Origin of the sequence: Desulfoferrobacter suflitae, assembly GCF_022603395.1 — a bacterium.
GTDB lineage: Bacteria > Desulfobacterota > Syntrophobacteria > Syntrophobacterales > Syntrophobacteraceae > Desulfoferrobacter > Desulfoferrobacter suflitae.
Genome location: NZ_JAIBKA010000018.1, coordinates 1 through 21736, shown reverse-complemented (window position 1 = coordinate 21736; position 21736 = coordinate 1). Strand labels below are relative to the sequence as shown.

The following is a 21736-nucleotide window of genomic DNA, read 5'->3' as shown; positions in this document are numbered from 1 at the left end:
GTTACTACCCACCCCATAACACCCGGCTTGTGCTATTTTCTTCGACCGCTGGAACACAGCTCTGAATTTGCTTGGAACAAAAGGTTGGCTCGGAATTCGTCGATGAAACAGCCGGGAATGAAAGCAGCCTGTCAATTTCTTCGATGAACCGCGAATATACGATTTTCTGAGCCTGCTTCCAGGAACGAACAAACGCTGAGGACACATAGTTTTCTTGCAAGGCGATTTGCTGGATGCGACGGATGACAAGATGTACGCGAACCCGCTGCATACAAGCGTGCGTGCAGGTTTCACAGTCGATGCAAAGCCACATCATGGGGGAGGCAAGCAGATCGGCTGCAAAACCGAGGTTCATCATACGTAGCATCCACATGGGATCGAACACAGATGGTTCATGGCAGACGGGGCAGGCATTGCGGCATTCGCTGCAGGTGAAACACTCCGAGAGATTGGTAGGATAACCAAGGTAGGTGCTGCAGGCCTTGCGAATAGATCGAGCATCGGCGGGGATCTCAGTCGGGGTGAGATCTTTGCTGCAATATTCGATGGGGAGCTCTGCCATCCCCCGCCAGTCTGAAGACAGGACCGGATCGCGGCCGGAAAGCATTGCTGCTGCCACATGAGCGCGCAGCCGGTGAAGCTGCCGCTGAAGCTCCTGGATATCCGACAAGATGTCTTTTTTCACCAGGGATTGGCGAACCGCCTCAAGGCGAAGATGGGCGACCAACGCAGCCGGTTTGACGGTCATGGGGCAGGCATTATTGCAGCGGTTGCAGGAAAGGCAGTACCAGATCTCAGGAAGTCGAACCAATTCCTCGATCAGGCCGAAATTGGCCATCATCACAAGTTTACGCGGCTGCAGCCGGTTGGTCGCCAAATTCACCGGGCAGGCCGTCAGGCAGGAACCGCATGCGTAGCAAAAATGGCAACGCGATGGCGTGGGTTCAGGCAGCACGCGCCGGTTCAACGGCGGCGGCCTGATTTCACGGTTAAGATATGGATCAGAGAAAAAATTTTGCAGATCCATTGTATTTCTTCCTAGATGCTCTTGCCGAACGGGCAGTGCGGGTAGGAACAGTCGGGACAGTCGCGGCACAAGCCGCCATGGCCGTAGAAGGCCAGCTCGGCCTTGCCCACGTGTTCACCGGAGAGGATGCGCGGAAGCACCAGATCCAACACCGTCGCCCGATGGTGCAGAGCACATGCGGGAACGCCCAAAAGCGGAATCTCACCCAGATACGCGACCAGGAACATGGCTCCGGGCAGGACCGCCGAACCGTAGTGCATTTGTGTTGCGCCCGCCTGCCGAATCCCATAGCGGGTCACATCATCGGGGTCGACGCTCATGCCTCCGGTCAACAGCAACAGGTCACAGCCGCGGTCGAGCTGCGACCGGATGGTCTGCGAAATCAGGTCGGCACTGTCTGGAGCAAAATCCAGCGAGGTTACTTCCGACCCCAGGGACTTCACTTTTTCGGTCAGAACCGGCGCAAATCGGTCCTCAATCAATCCATGATAGACTTCGTTCCCGGTAATCACCAGTCCCACCCGGGCCTGCCGCAAGGCTTTGACCTGGAGCACCGGACCATTGCTCCGGGCAATAGAGGCAGAGCGCTCGATGGGCGTTCGCTTCATGACTAAAGGTATGGCCCGGGTGGCCGCAACCAGTTCACCCTTTCGAACCAGGGTGTGGTTGTGCAGCGTGGCACACATGACCTCATCGACCATGTTGAAGGCGGCGAGAGTGGCCGGATTGACCCTTAACAACCCATCTATTCCGGCCAGTAGAGAAATTTTCCCTTCGCGCGGCTCGTTTTTCCAGACAATGTTCTCCCCCGCAAGTGCCTCAGCAAGAATCGCCGCCGCTTCGTTTTCGTGAATTTCGTCCTCTTCCAGATCGATCAGATAAAGATGGTTCTTACCCAGTTTCTGCAGCCGGTAGATGTCTTCATCGCACACCTGATGGCCTTTGCGAAACGCCGCTCCCTTGAAAACGCCGGGACGGATTTCGGTGATGTCATGGGCCAGGGTGGTCCCGACAGCCTCTTTCAACGGAATGATTTTCAGCACCTTATTTCTCCTCTCGGGCAGGCCCCCAGAGCACCCGCGGTCAGTGCGTCCCGATGAGCGGTTGTCTCCGCCTCATGTCCATTGGTCCTTGTCCGATAAATTAAACCAAAATGCGGCGTCGCTTTTAATGCCCTCAGACTTTACTTTTCTTGCTTTTTGCGGGCTTGCATGATAGCGTTGCCCCCCTTCACGGTGCGTGAGTCACGCTAATCCGCGATGAGCTACTTTTCTTTCGACTCCTGCTTGGCACATTCCACGCAACGGCCGAATTCATCAACGCAATCACTGCAGTGGATTCGTCCGCAAACACGACACTCCGTCATTGTTTCCTTGTCAGATTCTTGCTCTTTGCCGCATACGCTGCATATGAATAAAGGATCAGTCATTTTCATGCCTCCCGCAATCGAACCGAATGGACGAGCTCCGGTTGTTTGACTCAGATTCTCGATCCAGCCATTAAACACAGCTCGTGAACCCTGTTTTACTATGTTCTTCCCATTCCTTAATAAGACTATGACGGTTCCACTGCACGTAATCCGTGCCGAAATTTGCGACCTTGATTTCAATCCACCTGCAAAGCCTCTCTATCTGCCGTGGAGTTCCGTGAAGCTCTTGAACATCAAGCAGTTTTTTAACTTCTTCGGCGTCCATATTCTCAGCTGCCTCATAACCGATCGGGCACCGTGTCTCGTCACTATCCCTCGCGCTCTTCACTCGAAGAGGGTTGCTCCGAGCTCTCCGCCACAGGTATAACCTCCGTCTCCATTGGACCGCCGTCCTTGAGCGCAGCAAGCCCCTTTGTCATTTCCAGAAGGACTCCCAGGCCTTGCTTTACTTCACTGTTGCGGAGCGCGAACATCATCCGGAAAGGTCCCGCCGGACGGGCGTTGGAGAGGTCCATTCGAGCCGGAACTTCAGCCATTCGATCCAGCAGGGCCAACGTGTTTGGATCACTGAGCTTCTTTGTCACTCCGACAAAATGCACCACGACCTTTCCGACCTGTTCGATATCTTCAGGCGTGTAGGTCTCGGCGATCTTTTGGAAAACCTCCAGGGCGCGCAGCCCGATTTGCAAAACACCTCTCTGTTCCAGCTGATCGAGGGCCATGATGGCCTGAGGTACAGCCGACTTCATCAAGGGCTCGACTGTTCTCAGAAAATCGATGAGGCTTTTCATTTGGTCCAGGGACCAGTTCAGGTTCCTGACATTTCTCACCACGTTTTTCAGCAGCAACACCAGGTCTTCGCGTCGGCAATCGGCTTCAATCTCGGCCAGCTCCGTGATGAGGTGCTTGACGGTTTCGTTGATTCTGGGCGATAAATCATCCCTCAGCTCCCTCAAGGCTCTCGCCGATTCGGTAATCACGGCGACTTGCCGGGTCAAGAGGTCAAGTCGTTCGACAACCATTTCGTCGCTATTCATGAGGTCCTCCCGGCATTTAAGCCGCTGCCTGTCGCAGCTTGCCCGCCATATTGAACTGGGCTTCCAACGGTAGATCGAGCCCTTTCATCATGAGGTTCCAATAAACCCACTTGAACATCATCTTGCCCCAATAATTGCCAAACGTCTCATCGAGCAGGCTGAACGGTCCCAGGCCGGGAAACGGAAAACTGCCTTGAAGCGGTTCTACGTCATAGTTGAAGTCGAGCAATATGGCCTTTTCAAAACCTGATGCCAAAAAACAGGTGGCGTGGCCGTCAAAACCCGGCAAGGCTTCATATCCGTCTATCTCGCGCACCAGATTCTGCACCACCGTGTACGACATATAGTGGGCAACCGAGCCCGCTTTGGAAGTAGGTACATTGGCGCCGTCTCCCAGCACGAACACGCGGTCGAAGTTCTGGGCCTTCAGGGTGTGCTTGTCCACCTGCACATAGCCCATTGGGTCCCCCATGCCCGAATCCATGATGGCTTTATCACCGAAATTGGGGGGGATGGCGACCAGCACATCGTATCCCACCTTATCTCCCTTGTGGGATTCAATGGTTTTCTCTTTTGCGTTGACTCGGGCCAAATCGAAGAAGGGGGTGATCTTGATTTTCTTGCGATTGGCAAACTCTTTGAGCGCACTGGCCGCTATCGGTTTGGTGAAAACGTTGTCGAGCGGCGTGACGAATTCGATCTCGACCTTGTCTCGCACCCCGTTCACCGTAAAAAACCAGTCGGCCATGAAAACGAACTCGAGCGGAGCGATCGGGCATTTGAAGGGAAATTCGGCGATATTGAGAACCACCTTGCCTGAACTGAAATATTTGAGCTTTTTGCGCAGGGCAATTGCCCCATCCAGTGTGTAGAAGTCAAATACATCCTGCCGCCAGGCGTCCATCATCCCTTCGATTTCATCCGGGACGATGCGGCAGCCGGTGGCGATGACCAGCCAGTCGTAGTTGAAAAAGTCCCCACCGGCCGTCTCCACCCTTCGCTGTTCCGTATCGATCCTGGTTACCTCGCCCACCACGAATTCAACCCCTTGAGGGATGAAGTCCCTTTTGGGCCTGACAATGTCCGTAGGGGAATAGATTCCAAAGGGGATGAAGAGGTAGCCGGACTGGAAATGGTGCCGGGGATCACGATCAATGATGGTGATGTGCCAATCCCCGTTCAACTCTTTTCGCAAATTGGCCGCGACCATGGTGCCGCCCGCTCCTGACCCGATAATAACAATGTTTCTCATCTTGTTCTCCTTGCGACTTTCCTTTGGTTCACTGCGGTGCTGAACTCTTCACAACGGAAATTCCGTGCGGGCCGTAGCCGCGTCGGCTTTGCGTTGGTTCCCCGAGATTTAGCGGGAAGTCGCTCCGGCGGATGTCGCAGGCGGCACCCACGCCCTCGATTGAGGCGTGGATTGAAGAGTCGACGGCTGGTTAATTTCTTCCAAGGTGATTTCACGAATCTCCTCAAAATATGCTCCCCGGCCGCAAGGCACGCAAAGGGGAACACCGCCCTCCATGACTTCTCGACCATCGCGAACCACCTGGCCGCATCTTGCACAGACGACTTTTCTACGGGTGGGGCCTGGCAGGTCCAGTTCACTCATCTTGACACGCACCTGCTGCACCCGAAACAGCACGCTGTCCGGCATGCGCTTGTAGGCAGCCAGCTGCTGTGGATATTTACCGGCGACTTCCGGCGCAAACAGCGGCGCCAGATCGCGGGCTTCCTCGGTGGAAAGCACCCGGTAGGCCTTACCGGTTTCCAGATGAACGAATGTTGCAGCCATGATGCCGTAGTCCATGAACTTGAGCGAGCGTCTGCCCAATTTGGCTCCGGTCACGTGCGCCACGGCATCAGCGGTACACCGATCCATTTCCACATAGACCACGAGTTTTTTGATCTGTTCCCTGCTGGCTGGATCATCCAGCCCGATCAGCCGGCAGCCCAGCATGGCCATGCGCACCCCCACCACCTGGCCGGGGCACAGGTGCCCGTGCGCCGTCGCCGATTCTGCCAGAAGGGCCTCAAAATCCTTCATGGGTTGTTCTCCCGCATCTCCCCTTTAGAAATTCGCTGCTTCCAACATCTGGTATTTCTCGTCTTCCAAAAAGCTCTTAAGCAGAGCTGCCAGAGCGGCGTAAAATGGCGTACTTGCATTTTGTCCGACTCGTGTGAGACACTTTCCACTCCACGCCAGCAGGTGCTCTGCAAGGAAGGCGGCCCTTTTTGCATAGAAGCCTTGGGCTTTGTCTTGATCTCCGCACTCCATTGCAGCGGCACATTTGCAGCTGAGAAAAGCTACAAATTCAAGTTCCACTCCCAAATGGTCGGGCAGCCCGTCAAAGTGCTCGCGTGGCTGCAACCCCTCATCCTTGTAAAGTTGCGCCACCTCTCGTGCTTCGCGGCCCCATAAAGCGGCTTTGCCACCCTTGGCATGGGGATCATCGTGTTGCCGATAGACCGATTCGAAGGGGTGCACGTAGCTTTCTCCCGGGACTCGAAACAGCGCTTCATAATCCAGCAAGAAATCCTGATCCTGCCGCCGGCCGAAGCGATGCCGCCAACTGATCTGTTTGAACGTCTCAACGTCAGGATGGCCGGGAAAAAGCATCTCCATGGCCGTTTCCCCAGCGACGGTAAATAACTTGTCCAATCGTTCCGCGGTTGGCGGATTGAGCAGCAGGTCCGAAAAAAAAGTATACAGGCGCGCCCTTGCTCTTTCCATTGCAGCAGCTTCTGCGATCTCGTGCTTCATCTTAAACCTCCCTACACCTTTTCCACCGCGACCCGAGTATCGTAGAAAGAGGAACTGCCTCCGATGGGGTCCTGCAAACAGACATCCTTGAGGTGGGGGTCGAGTAGCATTACGGGGTTGGCCGAACAGCCGCGGCCTATCCAGGAGGCCGATCCGGTCGGTTTGTCGTCCAGCTCGAAGGACTTGCTGCTATATTGCCAATGCCCGAGCGAATGCGGGATGCAGATGATGCCGGGCCGAATCGCCTCCATCACCCAGGCTTTGCCGCGCACTCCGTCCTTGTTGCTCTCAGAATACACGCGCACCATATCTCCGTGCTTGATCCCGAGGTGTTCGGCATCGCCTGCGTTGATCTGGATTACTTCTTCGGGGGTGACCCCCATCAGCCAGGGGCTTGCGGCGGTGCGCGCCTGGGCGTGATAAACCGGGTGATAGGTGATGATGTGGAACGGATACTCCGCCGCCATATTTTCCACCGGTCGCCCCAGGCAGTCCTTGACGGGCTCGTACACGGGCAGGCCGTCATAAAACTCACCGGTCATTGAATCGCTACTGGTTGCCAGTTCCTCATTGTAAATGAAACACGGGCCCTTGTAGGCATGCTTGGTGTAAGGGCCTTTGTAAGCATCCTTATAATCTTCGAAGCGCCCCCCACGCTCCACCACGTAGCGGACTTTTTCTTCTTCGGTGGCGCCCGGCACGGAGTCACCTTCCTTGTCGCCGTAGGCAATATTAGCCACCAGCAGCTTGTACCAATCCCACGGTTCAACAAGGTCTCGACCGGGGCCGAGTCCGTCCTTGCCAAAGCCGGGCAAACCCATCTTTAAACCGATATCAATGAATATCTGCTCCAGCATCTTGGTGTCCTTAAAGGCGGGCTCGGCCACCGGCTGGCGCAGACCGCTGGTGGTCGTGAGAATCGTCGGGGCGACATGCGGCGTACCGTAGTCCTCCAAAAAGTGACGACAGGGCAGGATGTAATCGGCCAGGGAGGAGGTTTCGCCCATAACAATGTCAATGGCAACAAACAGAGGCAACACTTTCGGGTTCTTGACTGCTTCGATCTGACGAATGCCGGCGGGAGCGGAGTACACCACATTGTTCCAATAGGTGATCAAACATTTGGTTTGATAAGGGTACTGGGCGGCAATACTGGGAAAAACCTCCTGATAAACGTGGTTGTAGGCAAAAGGAAACCAGGGCCGCTTGGCCGGATAGCCGTTCTTTTTGAACTCGGTGGTCTCCTCATATCGGTTCTTATGACGATCGATGTGCACGCCCGAAGCCTTCACTTTGCCTGGCAGGAACTCTTTCTTTTTATCTTTGATGTCATAGGGATTGCCCGGCTTTCCACCCAACTCGTGCCAATGGCTTCCGCCGTGCGCTTCGCATCCGCCACGCCAGGAAATATTGCCGATGAGGAAATTAAGTATTCCCAAGGTGCGCGCGGTGTAGGTGCCGTTGGTGTGCTGCACGGAACCGCGGTAGAAGTCGGCCGTGGCCTTTCGCGAATGCGAGGTGAAGTCATCCGCCTCGCGCTCGATAGCAGCGGCATCCAACCCGCAGATCCCAGCGTATTGCTGGATGGTGCGCTCCATCACACGGTCCCTGAGGAGTTTGTAGACGCTTTGCACCCTCACTCCGTCGACCGTCGTATCGACCAGCAAGTCGGCGCTTTTGACCTCCTCGGCCGATGCCAGGCTGCCGTTCGACATGACCAGCAGGTTGTCGCCGTCTTTTAACAGCTTGCGGTCGTCGTCGCGCACCAGGCAAGTGGCATTGGACCAGGTCAAATGTCCGGCCCCCTGCTTGGCCGCTTTCGCGTTGGGAAAAGAGAGATACTCCAGGTCTATCCGGTCGTTCTCCATCATCCAGCGCATCATACCCAGAGCGAAGGCCGCATCGGTTCCAGGCAGAATCGGGATCCAGCGGGCGGCCTTAGCCGCCGAATTGGAAAACCTGGGGTCGACGATCACCATGGTGCCGCCGCGCTCGCGGAAATAATTGAGCTTTCGCGCCAGGGCCTGCATGGGGAAGTTGGCTTCATAAGGAGTGGTACCGAAAAAGATGATATATTCGGCGCTCATGATGTCAGGCTTGATGTGGTGGCTGCCTTTAAAACAAAGATCGAGCCCGATGTGGTGCGAGGTTTCGCATATGGAGGTGTGGTCGTTTCGCCGGTTCACCGTGCCGTAGCAATTTTCAAACCAGCGGTCGGTGAATTCCTTGCGGCCGTGCTCGATGCGACCCGCCATAAAACTGAGCTGATTCGCCTTGGGACCGAGCTCTGGCGCCCCGGGATCGATGGGGTCAAAACTACGAATGGCCTTCAGTCCATCCACATGACCTTCGCCGAACAGGTCACCGCCGTCGATGATCTCACCGTAGGCCTGTTCCCAGGTGATGGTTTTCCACTTGCCGGAGCCGCGCGGTCCGACCCTCTTCAACGGATGCTGAAGACGGTAGGGGTTGTACATGGTTTGCAACGTTGCCCCTCCCTTGGCGCAGACTGTACCGTTCACATTTTCTGCTTCTTTAGGATCTGTGGCGTAGGGCAACTGAGGTTCCCGTGTGTTTGGGTGGTACGGATTGCCATCGATCTTTACCGCCACCCCATCCTTTGCTTTAACCTGTAGGCCGCAGGCGCTATGACAGCCCAGGCACACCGTGCGCACCACTTTGGCCCCTTCAACCATATCGGGATCCGGCGCACCGCTGATCCAATTCTTCGGCTGCGAACTTTCACTCATGCACCCCCCGGTCATCAATAAACCGGACAGCGCCATGGCTCCTTTGATAAAATTTCTTCTGCTGGTTGCACTCATGAGGACACTCCCTCCTGAACTTCGATGTTTTCATAAGGAAGAATTTTGTAGGTGACCAGGAAAACCACAAACATGAGCACCATGGTAATGATGCCGAAGGTCATCCTCCCCGGTTCCGGCTCCAAATGTTCCCAGCGGAAACTGGTCATGGGGAGCATCTGTCCGCCGATGAATATATTCACACAGCCGAACAGGGTACCGACCATAGCCGCCACAGCGGCGATGCAGGAGACCACCACGTTCTCCCGCATCTTCTTATAGAGCATCAGAGCGAAAGGGAGGATGAGCCCGATGGCCACCTGAAAAAACCAGAACTGGAAGGCACGCGGGCCTGTGAAGAAAACCTTACTGGCCAACCTGCCGCCTATGCCGGTGTATTGCAGCAACACAAAGTAGATAAAGAAGACCCCTGCCTGCGCCACCAGCGCATATTTAAGGATGATGCCGAACTCGGCAAGGTAGCGCTGCTGCTCGGCGAGCGCCTTTGGCGGCGTGTGAACCAGGGCGTTTTTCAGGTGAGTGAGCAAAATCAGAAAAGCCGACCCCGAACAGGCTCCAAAGCTGAAAAAGATAAAGACCATCACCGAAGAATGCCACATCACCCGGCCCTTGAACGAGGAGAGAAGGATTCCCAAATAAATCAGGCCCAAAAAGGAGAACAACAGGCTCACACCCGCCCAGAAACGTTCACCCCGTTCCTGGCGATCTCTGATCTCTCTGATGTCTCCGCTTTCCACCTGGTTGAAAACCGCCAGCCGGTAGAGTCCCTGCAACGGTCCCTCCTGCCTGGCGCGATGGATCAATTCCGGTCGAAACAGGTAATAGGCGTGGATCGCGTAGGAAATCATGCACAAGGTGATGATGTAAACGCCGTAAGCGACCGGGGACGTCCAGTGCCAGTTGTAGAACATGGTGTAGAAGCGCTCCGGGTGCCCCAAGTCTGCTACTAAAAAAAGAGGCACCAAAGCTAAAATGATAAAGGGCTGAAAGGTCCCGACCTTTTCCAACGGCCGATAATCCTCAGTGCGATAGTACAGCCAGCTAAGGTGGGCAACAATATGAGTGCCCTCGGCCAACGAGATTAACCACAGATACCAGGCGATCAGGTAGCCCAAGGCTACGCCATGCTGTATAAAGTAGATGTATTGTATATTTTCGTTCATGAGGACCTCCCCGCCAGGAGCCTTGAGTAGTCAGGCCCCATAATATATTCGTCAGCGTTCACGTAATGGACCTTCGGCCGAGTATCCAAATCCGCGCGCAATCTCTGCGTGGAATGATTCTCCAAGTAACGCGAAACATCGCTTTCGGGATCGTTCATGTCGCCAAAAATACGCGCCCTTCCCGTACAGGCATCCACACATGCCGGTTGCAGCCCTCGAGTGATGCGGTGGTAACAGAAGTCGCACTTATCCGCGGTGTGCGTGATGGGATTGACAAAACGCGAACCGTAAGGGCAGGCAACCACACAAATACGACACCCCACGCAGATCTGCCGATCAACATGGACCACGCCGTCTTCGTGGGTTCGGTAGGTGGCGCCGGTCGGGCACAGGTTCAGACAAGGAGCATCCTCGCAGTTGTTGCAGAGGCGCGGCAGAAAATGCGTGCTCACGTTGGGGTATGATCCCTTATTCATGATCTTCACCCAACTGCGGTAATGGCCGTCCGGCACGTTGTTTTCGCTGATGCAGGCGATAGTGCAGCCATGGCAGCCGATACAGCGATTGGTGTCTATTACCATGCCGTACTTCTTCAGGGAATTCGCCGCTGCAAGCGACGGACGCGCGACTTGCACAAGAAAAGCACCGACTCCCACGCCACCCACTTGCTTGCCGAATTTCCGAAAAAATTCGCGCCGACTGACAGTTTTTCCGGATTTTTCCATCGAATTAGCCTCCAGTTGAAAGATTACAGAGATCCCCACTGCATAGTATTTTCTCATATTTTAGGAGAATCCCTTGCACCATGATCTTTTTTAATGATGCTGCGCAACAGATACAGCATTTCTTCCGAATCAACCGGTTTGCGCAGGCATGCTGAAATATCTGTGCTGATGGACTCCTGCAATTCGGGATGAAGCAGGCGGCTGGAAATCACAAAAATACAAACTTCGGGATTGCGCTTCCTGAACATCTTGATAAAATGATTGTTGACCGAAAAAGAATCGAGGTCGAGAAAAACCACCCGCGCCCCATTTGTTAGAAGACTCTCTTCTATATGCTCCACCGCATTTACAGTAACCGCCTCATAGCCGGAATCATTGAGCACATTGCATACTTGCTCGCATTCTTTAAGGTTTCCACTTACAACAAGGACAGGTTCGAATGTTTTCTTTCCCACGCGACTCTCCGGGCACGCCAAGCAATGTGTTTGAATTACCTCCTGATTGGTGAGCAATTCGCGTGCCAAAGCCGAAATCACCTGGAAAGTGTGGATAGAAGGTGCTCGTGGCGGATCCTTTCGCCGTTAAAAGTGTCCTCATAAGAGACACGATTATTCCTTATTTGCTTTTATTCTATAATAGCGAGATCTTAAATGTGTTAAAAATTAGGACACAGCACAGGAGGGGATGACACGCCACGGGACGCACTGGTCATTTTGAAGGCCTGACGAAAGGATGACTCAATCTCCGCGCAACGGTCAGGTCGCGCATCCGTGCGGAAGGAGGAGCGCACCAACAGGGTTCACGGATCAGGTTTGCTTGATGCCGTATTTTCTTATTTTATTATAGAGGGTGTTACGACTGATGCCGAGGCGGCGGGCGGCTTCTTTCTTGTTCCAGCCGCATTCGTCCAAAACCCTTTTCAGAAGTTCACTTTCATGTTCGGCAATGGTGGGCGGCTTCTCGTTACCCAGCACCGATTCGGCGTAACTGGACCGGATGACAGCAGGCAAATCCCCCGGCTCGATATGAACATCTTTGGCGAGCGCCACGGCGTGCTCGATACTGTTTTCCAGCTCTCGCACATTGCCTGGCCAAGGGTGTGCCAACAAAAACCTCATAGCTTCAGTGGTAAATGATTCGATGTTTTTACCATGAGCGGCAGCGAAGTATTGGAGGAAGTGGCGGGCCAGAAGTGGAATGTCACTGCGCCGTTCGTGCAGTGCGGGCAGCAAGACAGGAATTACGCTGAGGCGATAATATAGATCTTCACGGAATTCACCATTCTTGACTTCATCCAGTAAATCCTTGTTGGTCGCAGCCAATATACGCACATCCACCGTGATGGATTCCTCGCCTCCAACGCGCTCGAACTCCTGAGTCTGCAGAACTCGAAGCAGCTTGATCTGAGCAGATGAAGAAATTTCGCCGATTTCATCCAGAAAAACCGTGCCTCCGTCGGCCAGTTCAAAACGACCCGGTTTCAGGCGAATGGCGCCGGTAAATGCGCCTTTCTCGTGTCCAAAAAGCTCGCTTTCGAGCAAACTTGCCGGATATGCGGAACAGTTAATGACAACAAACGGCTTGTTGTGTCTCGGGCTCAATTGGTGGATGGCTCTGGCCAACAGTTCCTTGCCTGTGCCGCTCTCACCCTGAATCAGAACAGTCGCATCCGTGGGCGCAATGTCCTCAATCAGTCGAAAGATCACCTGCATTTTGGGGTCTTTTGCAACAATGCCATGGAATTCGGCGGACGTCTCAAGACGGCTCTGCAGGTCACGAATCTTCTCCTCATGAAGAACGGCCCTTTTGATGACCGGCGCTGACTGGTTCAACATCACGGCAACCATTTTAAGTTCATCGGCGCTGCACGAAGGATTGCCCGAGCAATTCATGAAGAGTCCGCCAAAGGGCTGTCCCTGGTGGAAAAGGGGAAGAAAAGCCTGTCGCTGAGAATCGTGCATACCATCGGTGAGAAAAAATTCATTCAGAATGGGTTCCTTGCTGAACTGCGGCTCAGCCCGATGGTCCGATTCCTCAAGAAATCTCGAAATATTCTGAATGAAGTCCGGATCGTTCAAGACCTTCGTGTCATTTCCAGACAACAAAAAGACCGTGTTACTAGTCTCATTGAGTACAATGAGAAGCATGTCGCGGCAAGTGACAATGGAACTCAGCTTTTTGACAAGGAAGGTCCCGATTTCCTGTAAAGTCTGTTTTGCGCCAATTTCTTGCACCATCCCACAAACAGTGCGGGTCTGATTGTGTGCGCGCTCCAGTTCCAGCGTCTGTTCTTCGAGTCGTGTGGTGTAAACTTGAAGGCGCCCCACCATATGGTTAAATGAAGTAGCCAAAACGGCCACTTCATCCTCTCCCCGCAACTCTACCCGCGCATCAAGCTCGCCTTGATCGACTCTATCTACAACCCGAGAAAGCTCGGTTAGTGGACCGGTTATCTGTTTTACGAAAAGCAGACAGCCGGTCAAAGCCAATAACAGCACGACACCGGTTAACAAAGCCATCTGTACGCGCAGCCTGCTTACCTGTTGGCGATATGGCTCTTCAGAAAATCCCAGCCGCAACGTACCGGCTTTGCCCTCGAAAATCGGAAGAGCTATATCGATATAATGATCTCCCGATTCTGAAGCGATCCGCTGCATGCGCGATCCAAGCTCCGGACCTGGCGTATTTGCCGGGATGAGATCAGCGGGTATGCCGCCTTTGAATGTGCTGGCCAGCACCTGCCCATCCTTAATCACGAAGAGATAAGAGAGCGCGGGGTTGCTTGAGAGTTGCTGGTCGAGCATTTTCTGCAAGGCAACCAGATCGTTGGTCAAAATGAGGTCGGCGGCTTGATGGGCGACCGCATCACTCAGATATTTGGCCTGGGCGGCCATTGCGTCGGAAAGACTCCGACTGTAGCGTTGTGTAACCAAAATTGAAATGAGTAGGCCACTTGAGAGAACGAGGGCAATAACCCCGATCAATAATTTACTTTTGAGCGTCTTGGGTCGCATGGCGCTGCCTTGTCAAATGATTCGATTGGTCTTCAATCTGTCGTATGGCCTCGTACCATCCCTCACTCGGAGCAGTAAAGCGATCGATCATGAGCCCGTTCAGAATCTTCTTTCCTTCAGGGTCTTCGTGCATTGAAAAGAGAGTCTTTTTAAGACGTTCTTTTAAATTGACTGAAATGTTTCTTGACACCACCAAGGGGGGAATCCCATAGGAATCGGATTTCTGAATGATGCGCGTCAGAGAAGTCCATTTAGGGTCTTTTTCTTGAAAGTAGTCCCAGACAAGGCTATCGACAGCCGCTCCATCCACAAGGCCCTTGGCAACAGCCAGTATCGAATTGTCGTGGCTGTAGGTATAAATTACCTTGCTGAAAAATGTCTCCGGCGTTTCCTTGATTTCCGCAAGCCACACGGCCGGAATGATCTTTCCCGTCAGCGAGTCCGGATCGGTAAAAGCGAACACTCCCCCTTTCAGATCTTTCAAATCTTGCAGGGTGGAATTCCGGTTGACAATTAGGTACGATTGATATCGGTCGCTTTCTCGAATCAGCGGGGTGGCCACCGCCATAAATCCCTGCTTATCTTTTCCCGCTAAATATGGTCCCGAACAGATGAAGGCCAGATCGATCTCACCTTCGCCCAGAAGCTCATTGATTTCACTGTAGGTTTTACGTTGCACAAGTTCGGCCGGCCGGTCCAATCCTTTACCAATATAATCAACCAGCTCACGGTAATGCACGAAGGTTGCTTTAGGTGAAATCATAGCACCGACGGCGAACTTAAGCGGAATGTCGCTCGATTTGTGAACAAGTGGCTGCGGGTCAGGGATCCTCTTGTTGAAATCTATGACCTTGGAGTCATTTTCACGACTGCACGCCTGGAATGAAAGCAAAAGTAACGCTGAGAAGAGAACAAAGATATTTCGTTTATTTGCAAAAATGCTTAAAATCCTATGCATAAAGTCCCCTATAAGAGGGTGTGACTCAATTTTTGTCACGATCATTAGGCTTTCTAATTTATAACCAGGATCTCTCAGTTGAACAACAACTACCTGACAGAATTAAACTTTTTCAATCGAATGATATTCGGAGTTTTGTCTGAAATCTATGAAGTGTGCAATTCTTGAGCACTCAGCCCCGATACAAGTCTCCTGGCTAGTTAGTCGGAGCCGCTAGCGAGTGAACATAACCATCAATAAGAATCGACACGAAGCAAAAGGCTGAAAGGGGAAGTTAGAACTCAACGATGATTGGTATGCTCGGAACCACACGAAAGAGGTTTTTGTGCATAACGGATCTCAAAATCTTATGTCACCCCATACAAATTCACTGACCAGGGAATCAAGGGTATCAAAGAGTTTCCTAATCGAATTGAAGAGGCATAAAGAACTAAGAAAAGATGGGAGGTAAAGTTATCGGTGTTTACCCGGTACTGGGCGAATAGGCCATTGTAGCCATCGGTGAAGCTCCAGGTGATGAAACAGCGTTGACTTTTTACTGGCATTGGGCTCGCAAGGAAATGTAAGAACAACAACAGTCAAGGCCTTCACAACGGAAGAATTCAAGAAAATAGTCAAGAAACTACCTTAATCAAAAGGATGAAGACTGGTAGGAACTTGCGAGCAGTATTGCCTACTGATCTTCTAAGGAAACACCATAGTTCGCTTATTTCTGAGGTGAGAGCAATTTCGTTAGGAACGGAACAAAGGGCCGTAGGGGGGGTGATGTCCACTACCCTCGGATCCCGCCCTCTACGATTTTTTCAAGGCGCGGTGTGAATTGACACAAACCAAGTTTCTCTATTCTATCTGGTCCAGTTCCAAGAACCCTATTGGTTGGTAGCGATCAAGATTTGCTATCCCAGTACGTAACAAAATGATGATTGACGAGGGATAGGCCAAAGTAACCTTCTGGCTGTTCTTTCTGGAGAAGCACAGAAAAGAGGCAGAAGATGGTCCTGGAGATTGTTGGAGAGCTGAGCTATTTTGGACAAGTTGAGCATGTCCTTTCGATCTCGCATTTTAAATCGTCACGATATATACGTCTAACACCTAGCAGAGAGACTTTTGACAGACCCTCATCGAAGCTCCTACGTCCCACAATATTTGATTTGAACAGTCCCAAGTAATCTGATCCCGCCTATCCCGCTATACCTCGCCATGCTTTTGCACTTTACCCTGCCTACCCCGCGCGCCGGGCGCTAACCGGTCCCAAGACCACGCCGGATAACGGCTGGGCATCAGCGGGGGCGCCGAAGCACCTCCGGAATGTCAACATTACTGGTTGTCGCAGCGCCACGAGCCTCGCCGACCACCTGCAGGCCATGGCTCGGCTGCAAGATCTATTCTGCTGATGACGATGCAGACTCCAGTTCAGAGGCTTTCTTCAGAGCCCATTCAATGGCTTCGTTGTCAAATCCTGGCCTTGAGCGCATAAAAGCGGCCGCCTTTCGGTAGTACTCAGCGGCCATCCTATTCTGCCCCTTGGCTTCATAGACCGTTGCCAGTCTGTCGAGCCCGTCAACATCGTCCGGATATTGCTCCAATAGCTTGTGACACTGAGCTTCCGCTTCGTCCAGTTTCCCGGCTTGGATGAGATCAATGACACTATTCGATAGGTTGTCCAACTCCTCCATTTGGGCATGGATCTGTTTGAAGACATCTGAAGGAGCCTGCGGCGGCCGTGTCGCTGAGACCTGTTCGCGCAACAAACAGCATTTTTTGTACTTCTTTCCACTTCCACAAGGGCAGGGCGCATTGCGGGATATCTTACTCATGGGTAACGCAACTCCTTTGTTGAAAAACCGTTGCCAAACATAGCATCTGGCGCGTCGGGCGCCGGCGGTTTTGCGCTTGCGGGCGGCGCCAGGTTGGAGTAAACGAACGGCTTTTTCGGAAACCTCTTCGATCATGACTATTCGCTCAAGTGGGAGACGCCATGTTTGCTCCATTTACCCGCTCAGATATTAGAAAATACAGCTTGAATGTGCTGCGAAACAAGATCCGCTGCGGTTTGCCCTCCTGCCCCGTCTGCAATACTCAACCGTATTTGTTCAGGCGGCATCAGGCACGCCCCCGCAAATTCCGCATTCTATGCGACGCATTGGTCCAGGTGGTAAAATGCCTTGTCATTCGGTGGAAATGCCCCGGCTGCCATAAGACCTTCACCGAACAGCCTCCTTTCGCGCTTCCCTTCAAGCGTTACACCAGCGACGCGATACTTCATCGCTCGGCAAGCTATCTGGAAGATGAGACGTCGACCTATCGGAAGACAGTCCTGGAAGAAGGCTCGGAGATCTTCCATGCCTCGACGGACGAAGGAAATACGCCGGTCGATAAAGTCCTCTCCCACACAACCCCTTACCGCTGGATCGACACTCTTGGCCGCTTCAAAGAAATCCCGCGCCGCGCTCTGGACCTCATCTTACAGAAGGATCCGGCGACAAAAGTCTACCGGGATCTCGCCGCGCTAACGATCTCCCCCAATAAGTTCGTGAAAACCGCTCGGGAAGAAACCCTCAAACGCTCTCGCCGGCTCGTCCACCTGGAGGCGGTATTCCGAGTTGTTTTTGGTGCTTCAATTTTCCCCTTCTTTGCAACAGGCTGCGCCTGGCAATGATTTATGCTCGCCTCCAACCATAAAACAAAGGAGGCGTTATGAAGCAAAAAGATGAAAAATGGGCCCTGTTCTGGTGCGATCTCCTTCGCCCCGTTCTCTTCGACGAGGTGGAGCCGGAATCGATCCAGGATTTTCTCAAAGAGATCTCTCAAAAGGAGATGGTCTTTCCCGGCGGACGTACCGGCAAGCCCTCCCTTTCCACCCTCAGGCGAAAGCTGAAGCGCTATCGAACCGGAGGATTCGATGCTCTCGCAAGAAAAGACCGCCATGACCGCGGCCATGCCAGGGCCGCACCCGCAGAAATCATTGCAACCGCCATCGAGCTTAAATGCGAGCAGCCCAAGCGCTCCCCTGCCACCATCAACCGATTCCTAAAGGACCTCTATGGCGTTACGCTCTCCCGCTCTACTTTGTATCGCCATCTTAAAGGTGCGGGCGCAACCCGCCTCAAGCTCGGCGTTGTCAAAAACAAGGTGAGAAAACGTTGGACCAGAGACCATACCCATGATCTCTGGGTTGGGGACTTCGAGGAAGGCCCCTATGTTGTTTTCGGCCGGGAGGTCCTGCCCACCTATCTTTCCGCTTTCATCGACTGCCACAGCAGGTATATCGTCGAGGCCCGCTACTACCTGCGCCAAAGCCTCGATATCCTCATCGACTCGCTGCTGCGCGCCCTGGCCAAGCATGGCGCCCCCGGCGAACTCTACCTCGATAACGCCAAGGTCTATCACGCAATCGGCCTCAAGGCTGCCTGCTACCGGCTCCACATCCGGCTTCGCCACCGGCCGGCCGGGGACCCTTCCCCGGGAGGACTCATTGAGCGCTTCTTTGAGACCGCCCAAGACCGGTTTGAATCCGAGGTGCGGGCACAAGATGCCATAAGCCTCGATGATCTCAACCGAGCTCTCAGCGCATGGATCTCGGTGGATTATCATAGCTCCATTCATTCCGAGACCGGCGAGACTCCCAAGGACCGCTATCATACCGGACTTTCCGTCATCCGCCACGTGGAAATGGACCAGGTGCTCGCTTCCTTCCTTAGAAAGGTCACTCGGGTCGTCCACAAGGATTTTTCCGACATTAGCCTCGATAAGCGGCTCTACCGGGTCGATCCAGCTTTAAGGGGAGACAAGGTCTGGGTCCACTACGATCCCTTCTCGTCTTCAGATAGCGTGAAGATCTTTTCCCTGAAAGGCGAATACCAGGGATCGGGCGTGCTCCATCACCGCGAGGCCGAGCAACCGCCCCTTCCCGCACAAGCTCGGGGAAAACCCAAGCATAACCTCATCGATCTCCTCGTTCGCGAGCACCGGGAGCAGCTCGCCGCAAACACTCGCGGCATCGATTACCGCAAGGTCGTCTCCGTGCGGCCGTGGCCGTTTCATGCCTTTGTCAAAGCCTTTGCCCGGCTGCTCGGAAAAGAAGTGGGCATCTCCGCCTTCACGGCACAGGAGCTCGAAACGCTCAAAAAACTCTACAATCAAAACGTTCAGCTCACAGAATCCGTGCTCACGCAGGCCTTTGCCCGAGTGCCTAACAAGTCGTTCCCCCACCTCGTCGGTGAGCTCAAACAAATCCTACAGCAAAAGGAGTAACCACCATGTTCCTCGATCATTTCAAAATGAACAGCCATCCCTTCCAGGAACGCCCTCCCGTGGAATGGATCCTCAACGACCACCGCATCTCCCAGTCCCTGGCCAGACTCGACTACTTTGCCCGGCAAGGGACCCTGGCCCTCCTCATCGGACCAACCGGTGCCGGAAAATCCACACTCTTAAGGCTCTTCATCCATAACCTCTCTAAAAACCGCTACCGCCCCGTTTATCTCCACTTCACCGGAATCCCGTCATCCAGCCTGCTTCGCCTAATCGTGACTCAGTTGGGAGAAGCCCCCCGGCGAGGCAAGGATCATCTCTTTTTACAAATTCTCGATCGCACCGCAAAAGAAGATCTCTCAACGGTGCTTATCATCGACGAAGCCCACCTTATAGATCCGCAAGCTTTGACCGATCTGCGCCTCCTGGTTAGCTCAGCCCTCGATACCGATATGTGAAGGAGCACGATAATTGATGGAAATCCAGAGGAAAATGTGCGAGTTAACTGAGGGACAGGGCAGGAGAGCCCTCAATTAGCCTGCACGCTTTGCGAAAAGCCTCCTGCCCCCCACACCACTTAGGGTAGTAGGAGGAATATGTTACCAGAACTGCTCCAAAAGACTAGTCTATTTCGCCTTCTTTTTGTCATCGATTCCGATCTTGCCGCCCGTAAGCGCGAGGAAAGATGTCCTCATTGCGGCGGCCCACTTCATAAGGCCAATTATCGACGCAAACCACGGGGTGGTCCGGTGGACATCCCGGAACAATACTGTATCCGACAGAGTCTGTGCTGCGGCAATGAAGGATGCAGGCGAAGATGTTCCGTTGAATCCTGTCTTTTCATAGGCAGGCGCGTCTACTGGAGGAGTGTGGTGCTTGTGGTGATGGCGCTGCGACAGAGAAGGCCCGACAGCCTGAGTGCTGGCGAGCTTGTCCGGATGTTCGGAATATCCAGAAAGACCCTCGTGCGGTGGTTCGATTACTTTGAGAAGGTGTATGCCGGCTCCATGGAGTGGCAAAGGGCTCGAGGCCGTCTGAGCTCGTGTGTTGCCGATGAGCGGCTTTTCGGCAGCTTGCTGGAGCATTGCTTGAACCATGCGGCGGACGCACTGAGCGGGCTTGTTGCGTGCTGCCGGTTGCTGGCCGTGGGGACATAGAAAAGCGGGATAGGTGAGGGGGAATTTCGGCCACGCGGAAGATGGGGAATTCCAGGATAAGGCGGCTAGGGGTATAGAGCGGCTTAAAGGCATGAGACTGATATCAACCCATAAGGAAGGAGCCGCCAAATGCCGGAAGAATCGAAAAGGACCCTCAAGAGCTGGGCACATTTACGTTTCTCCATCGTAGGGCCGTTGCTGGCAAGGCCACCGGAGCAAGGTGAGCTTGGAAAAGAGCTGGAAAAGCTCGCCGGGTGCCGTTATCCCCATCCAAGCCGCAAGGGAGAGACGGTCAAATTCGGGGTATCCACCATCGAGCGTTGGTATTACCGGGCGTTGGGAAATGATGACCCCATCAAGGCACTGGGCCGCAAGATACGCTCCGATGACGGCAGCGCAAAAGCCATCGGTCCAGATATCTCAAAGGTTTTACATAATCAGTATCTGAGCTACCCCGACTGGAGCTATAAGCTTCATGCCGACAACCTTGCCGCGTATCTCGAGGAGCACGGGCAGCTTGGTCCAGCCCCTTCCTACGCCTCCGTGCGTCGGCTGATGGTGGCAAGGGGCTGGCTCAGAAAACCACACCCGGCAACCGCCGGGCAAAAACGAGCAGCAGACCGCCTGGAGAATAGAGAGGTTAGAAGCTTTGAATCCAAGTATGTCCACGCCCTGTGGCATCTTGATTTCCACCAGGGCCGAAGGCGTGTCGTGGATTCCAGCGGACTCTGGCATACTCCCGTCTGTCTTTGCGTGCTCGACGACCGCTCGCGCTTGTGCTGCCATATCCAGTGGTACCTTACCGAAACTGCGGAAGATCTCATCCATGGACTCGTACAGGCTTTCTTCAAAAGAGGGCTGCCACGAGCGCTTCTTACCGATAACGGCGCGGCCATGCTGGCCGGTGAAACCGAAAACGGGCTCTCGCGCCTTGGCGTCATTCACGAAACGACCCTCGCGTACAGCCCATACCAAAATGGGAAGCAAGAGGCCTTTTGGTCCCAGCTGGAGGGACGTCTGCTCTCCATGCTCAAACTGGTCAATCCCTTGTCCCTGGAGTTTCTCAATTATGCCACCCAGGCTTGGATAGAACAGGAATACAACCGCTCCACTCACTCCGAGATTGGAACATGCCCCCTAAAAAGACTCCTTGATGAAACATCTGTTAGCCGCCCTTGTCCGGACAGCAGTCAGGTGAAGCTCGCTTTTTGTGTCGAGGAAGGCAGATCACAGCGTCGCAGCGATGGAACAATATCCATAGGAGGCATTCGCTTTGAAGTACCGGCCCGCCTTCGTCACTTCCCGAGGCTGAAAATCCGTTATCAATCCTGGGACCTGAGCGTGGCCTACCTGGTGGATCCCAAGGATGGCCGGCTTATC

At 53.7% G+C, this 21736-nt stretch carries 18 protein-coding genes; 5 read left to right on the top strand and 13 right to left on the bottom strand.

What is annotated here, in order from left to right:
- Positions 1–4: 4 nt before the first annotated feature.
- The 13 genes from K1V27_RS21315 to K1V27_RS21255 all read right to left on the bottom strand — a co-directional run bounded on the left by K1V27_RS21315 (position 5) and on the right by K1V27_RS21255 (position 16897).
- The gene (locus K1V27_RS21315) at positions 5–1027 is read right to left on the bottom strand and encodes a 4Fe-4S dicluster domain-containing protein (protein ID WP_258932273.1); all 1023 of its coding nucleotides are present in this window, start codon (positions 1025–1027) and stop codon (positions 5–7) included.
- Positions 1028–1038: 11 nt separating this feature from the next.
- Positions 1039–2070 (bottom strand): molybdopterin-binding protein, encoded by a 1032-nt coding sequence (locus K1V27_RS21310; RefSeq protein ID WP_258932271.1) that lies wholly within the window; start codon positions 2068–2070, stop codon positions 1039–1041.
- A 694-nt stretch (positions 2071–2764) separates the two neighbouring features.
- Complete coding sequence (locus K1V27_RS21305) at positions 2765–3493, bottom strand: DUF1641 domain-containing protein (protein WP_258932270.1); 729 nt, start codon at positions 3491–3493, stop codon at positions 2765–2767.
- A 16-nt stretch (positions 3494–3509) separates the two neighbouring features.
- A complete protein-coding gene (sqr, locus tag K1V27_RS21300; protein ID WP_258932269.1) occupies positions 3510–4745 on the bottom strand; it encodes a type III sulfide quinone reductase, selenoprotein subtype in 1236 nt (411 codons plus the stop codon).
- Positions 4746–4853: 108 nt separating this feature from the next.
- Positions 4854–5543 (bottom strand): FmdE family protein, encoded by a 690-nt coding sequence (locus tag K1V27_RS21295; RefSeq protein WP_258932268.1) that lies wholly within the window; start codon positions 5541–5543, stop codon positions 4854–4856.
- A gap of 24 nt (positions 5544–5567) precedes the next feature.
- Positions 5568–6260 (bottom strand): TorD/DmsD family molecular chaperone, encoded by a 693-nt coding sequence (locus K1V27_RS21290; protein ID WP_258932267.1) that lies wholly within the window; start codon positions 6258–6260, stop codon positions 5568–5570.
- Positions 6261–6271: 11 nt separating this feature from the next.
- Positions 6272–9085 carry a molybdopterin-dependent oxidoreductase gene (locus tag K1V27_RS21285; protein ID WP_258932266.1) on the bottom strand — a complete coding sequence of 938 codons (2814 nt, stop codon included), beginning with the start codon at positions 9083–9085 and terminating at the stop codon, positions 6272–6274.
- On the bottom strand, positions 9082–10248 hold the full coding sequence (gene nrfD / locus K1V27_RS21280) for an NrfD/PsrC family molybdoenzyme membrane anchor subunit (RefSeq protein WP_258932265.1): 1167 nt from the start codon (positions 10246–10248) through the stop codon (positions 9082–9084). Before nrfD ends, K1V27_RS21285 begins: the two co-directional genes overlap by 4 nt.
- Positions 10245–10973: a sulfate reduction electron transfer complex DsrMKJOP subunit DsrO gene (gene dsrO, locus K1V27_RS21275; RefSeq protein ID WP_258932264.1), complete on the bottom strand. Its 729-nt coding sequence runs from the start codon at positions 10971–10973 to the stop codon at positions 10245–10247. The genes nrfD and dsrO overlap by 4 nt, the downstream gene beginning before the upstream one ends.
- A gap of 53 nt (positions 10974–11026) precedes the next feature.
- Positions 11027–11428, bottom strand: coding sequence for a DNA-binding transcriptional response regulator (locus K1V27_RS21270; RefSeq protein WP_258932263.1), 402 nt, complete (start codon positions 11426–11428; stop codon positions 11027–11029).
- A gap of 351 nt (positions 11429–11779) precedes the next feature.
- Positions 11780–13987, bottom strand: coding sequence for a sigma 54-interacting transcriptional regulator (locus K1V27_RS21265; RefSeq protein ID WP_258932262.1), 2208 nt, complete (start codon positions 13985–13987; stop codon positions 11780–11782).
- A complete protein-coding gene (locus tag K1V27_RS21260; RefSeq protein ID WP_258932261.1) occupies positions 13962–14990 on the bottom strand; it encodes a substrate-binding domain-containing protein in 1029 nt (342 codons plus the stop codon). Before K1V27_RS21260 ends, K1V27_RS21265 begins: the two co-directional genes overlap by 26 nt.
- A gap of 1337 nt (positions 14991–16327) precedes the next feature.
- Complete coding sequence (locus K1V27_RS21255; RefSeq protein ID WP_258927476.1) at positions 16328–16897, bottom strand: tetratricopeptide repeat protein; 570 nt, start codon at positions 16895–16897, stop codon at positions 16328–16330.
- Positions 16898–16923: 26 nt separating this feature from the next.
- Between K1V27_RS21255 and K1V27_RS21250 the strand changes: the two genes are divergently transcribed.
- The 5 genes from K1V27_RS21250 to K1V27_RS21230 all read left to right on the top strand — a co-directional run.
- A complete protein-coding gene (locus tag K1V27_RS21250; protein ID WP_258927475.1) occupies positions 16924–17604 on the top strand; it encodes a DUF6431 domain-containing protein in 681 nt (226 codons plus the stop codon).
- A 38-nt stretch (positions 17605–17642) separates the two neighbouring features.
- Entirely contained in the window at positions 17643–19199 is a 1557-nt protein-coding gene (locus K1V27_RS21245) for a helix-turn-helix domain-containing protein (RefSeq protein WP_258927474.1), read from the top strand.
- A gap of 5 nt (positions 19200–19204) precedes the next feature.
- A complete protein-coding gene (locus tag K1V27_RS21240; protein WP_258932260.1) occupies positions 19205–19657 on the top strand; it encodes an AAA family ATPase in 453 nt (150 codons plus the stop codon).
- Positions 19658–19795: 138 nt separating this feature from the next.
- Entirely contained in the window at positions 19796–20356 is a 561-nt protein-coding gene (locus tag K1V27_RS21235; protein WP_258932259.1) for a hypothetical protein, read from the top strand.
- Positions 20357–20485: 129 nt separating this feature from the next.
- On the top strand, positions 20486–21736 hold a 1251-nt coding region (locus K1V27_RS21230; RefSeq protein WP_258932258.1), incomplete at its 3' end, for a DDE-type integrase/transposase/recombinase.

What these genes read in the sequence shown, in the direction of transcription:
- K1V27_RS21315 (WP_258932273.1), bottom strand. Translation starts at nt 1,027, where the DNA reads ATGGATCTGCAAAATTTTTTCTCTGATCCATATCTTAACCGTGAAATC.
- K1V27_RS21305 (WP_258932270.1), bottom strand. Translation starts at nt 3,493, where the DNA reads ATGAATAGCGACGAAATGGTTGTCGAACGACTTGACCTCTTGACCCGG.
- sqr (WP_258932269.1), bottom strand. Translation starts at nt 4,745, where the DNA reads ATGAGAAACATTGTTATTATCGGGTCAGGAGCGGGCGGCACCATGGTC.
- K1V27_RS21295 (WP_258932268.1), bottom strand. Translation starts at nt 5,543, where the DNA reads ATGAAGGATTTTGAGGCCCTTCTGGCAGAATCGGCGACGGCGCACGGG.
- K1V27_RS21290 (WP_258932267.1), bottom strand. Translation starts at nt 6,260, where the DNA reads ATGAAGCACGAGATCGCAGAAGCTGCTGCAATGGAAAGAGCAAGGGCG.
- K1V27_RS21285 (WP_258932266.1), bottom strand. Translation starts at nt 9,085, where the DNA reads ATGAGTGCAACCAGCAGAAGAAATTTTATCAAAGGAGCCATGGCGCTG.
- nrfD (WP_258932265.1), bottom strand. Translation starts at nt 10,248, where the DNA reads ATGAACGAAAATATACAATACATCTACTTTATACAGCATGGCGTAGCC.
- dsrO (WP_258932264.1), bottom strand. Translation starts at nt 10,973, where the DNA reads ATGGAAAAATCCGGAAAAACTGTCAGTCGGCGCGAATTTTTTCGGAAA.
- K1V27_RS21265 (WP_258932262.1), bottom strand. Translation starts at nt 13,987, where the DNA reads ATGCGACCCAAGACGCTCAAAAGTAAATTATTGATCGGGGTTATTGCC.
- K1V27_RS21260 (WP_258932261.1), bottom strand. Translation starts at nt 14,990, where the DNA reads ATGATCGTGACAAAAATTGAGTCACACCCTCTTATAGGGGACTTTATG.
- K1V27_RS21255 (WP_258927476.1), bottom strand. Translation starts at nt 16,897, where the DNA reads ATGATCGAAGAGGTTTCCGAAAAAGCCGTTCGTTTACTCCAACCTGGC.
- K1V27_RS21250 (WP_258927475.1), top strand. Translation starts at nt 16,924, where the DNA reads ATGTTTGCTCCATTTACCCGCTCAGATATTAGAAAATACAGCTTGAAT.
- K1V27_RS21245 (WP_258927474.1), top strand. Translation starts at nt 17,643, where the DNA reads ATGAAGCAAAAAGATGAAAAATGGGCCCTGTTCTGGTGCGATCTCCTT.
- K1V27_RS21240 (WP_258932260.1), top strand. Translation starts at nt 19,205, where the DNA reads ATGTTCCTCGATCATTTCAAAATGAACAGCCATCCCTTCCAGGAACGC.
- K1V27_RS21235 (WP_258932259.1), top strand. Translation starts at nt 19,796, where the DNA reads ATGTTACCAGAACTGCTCCAAAAGACTAGTCTATTTCGCCTTCTTTTT.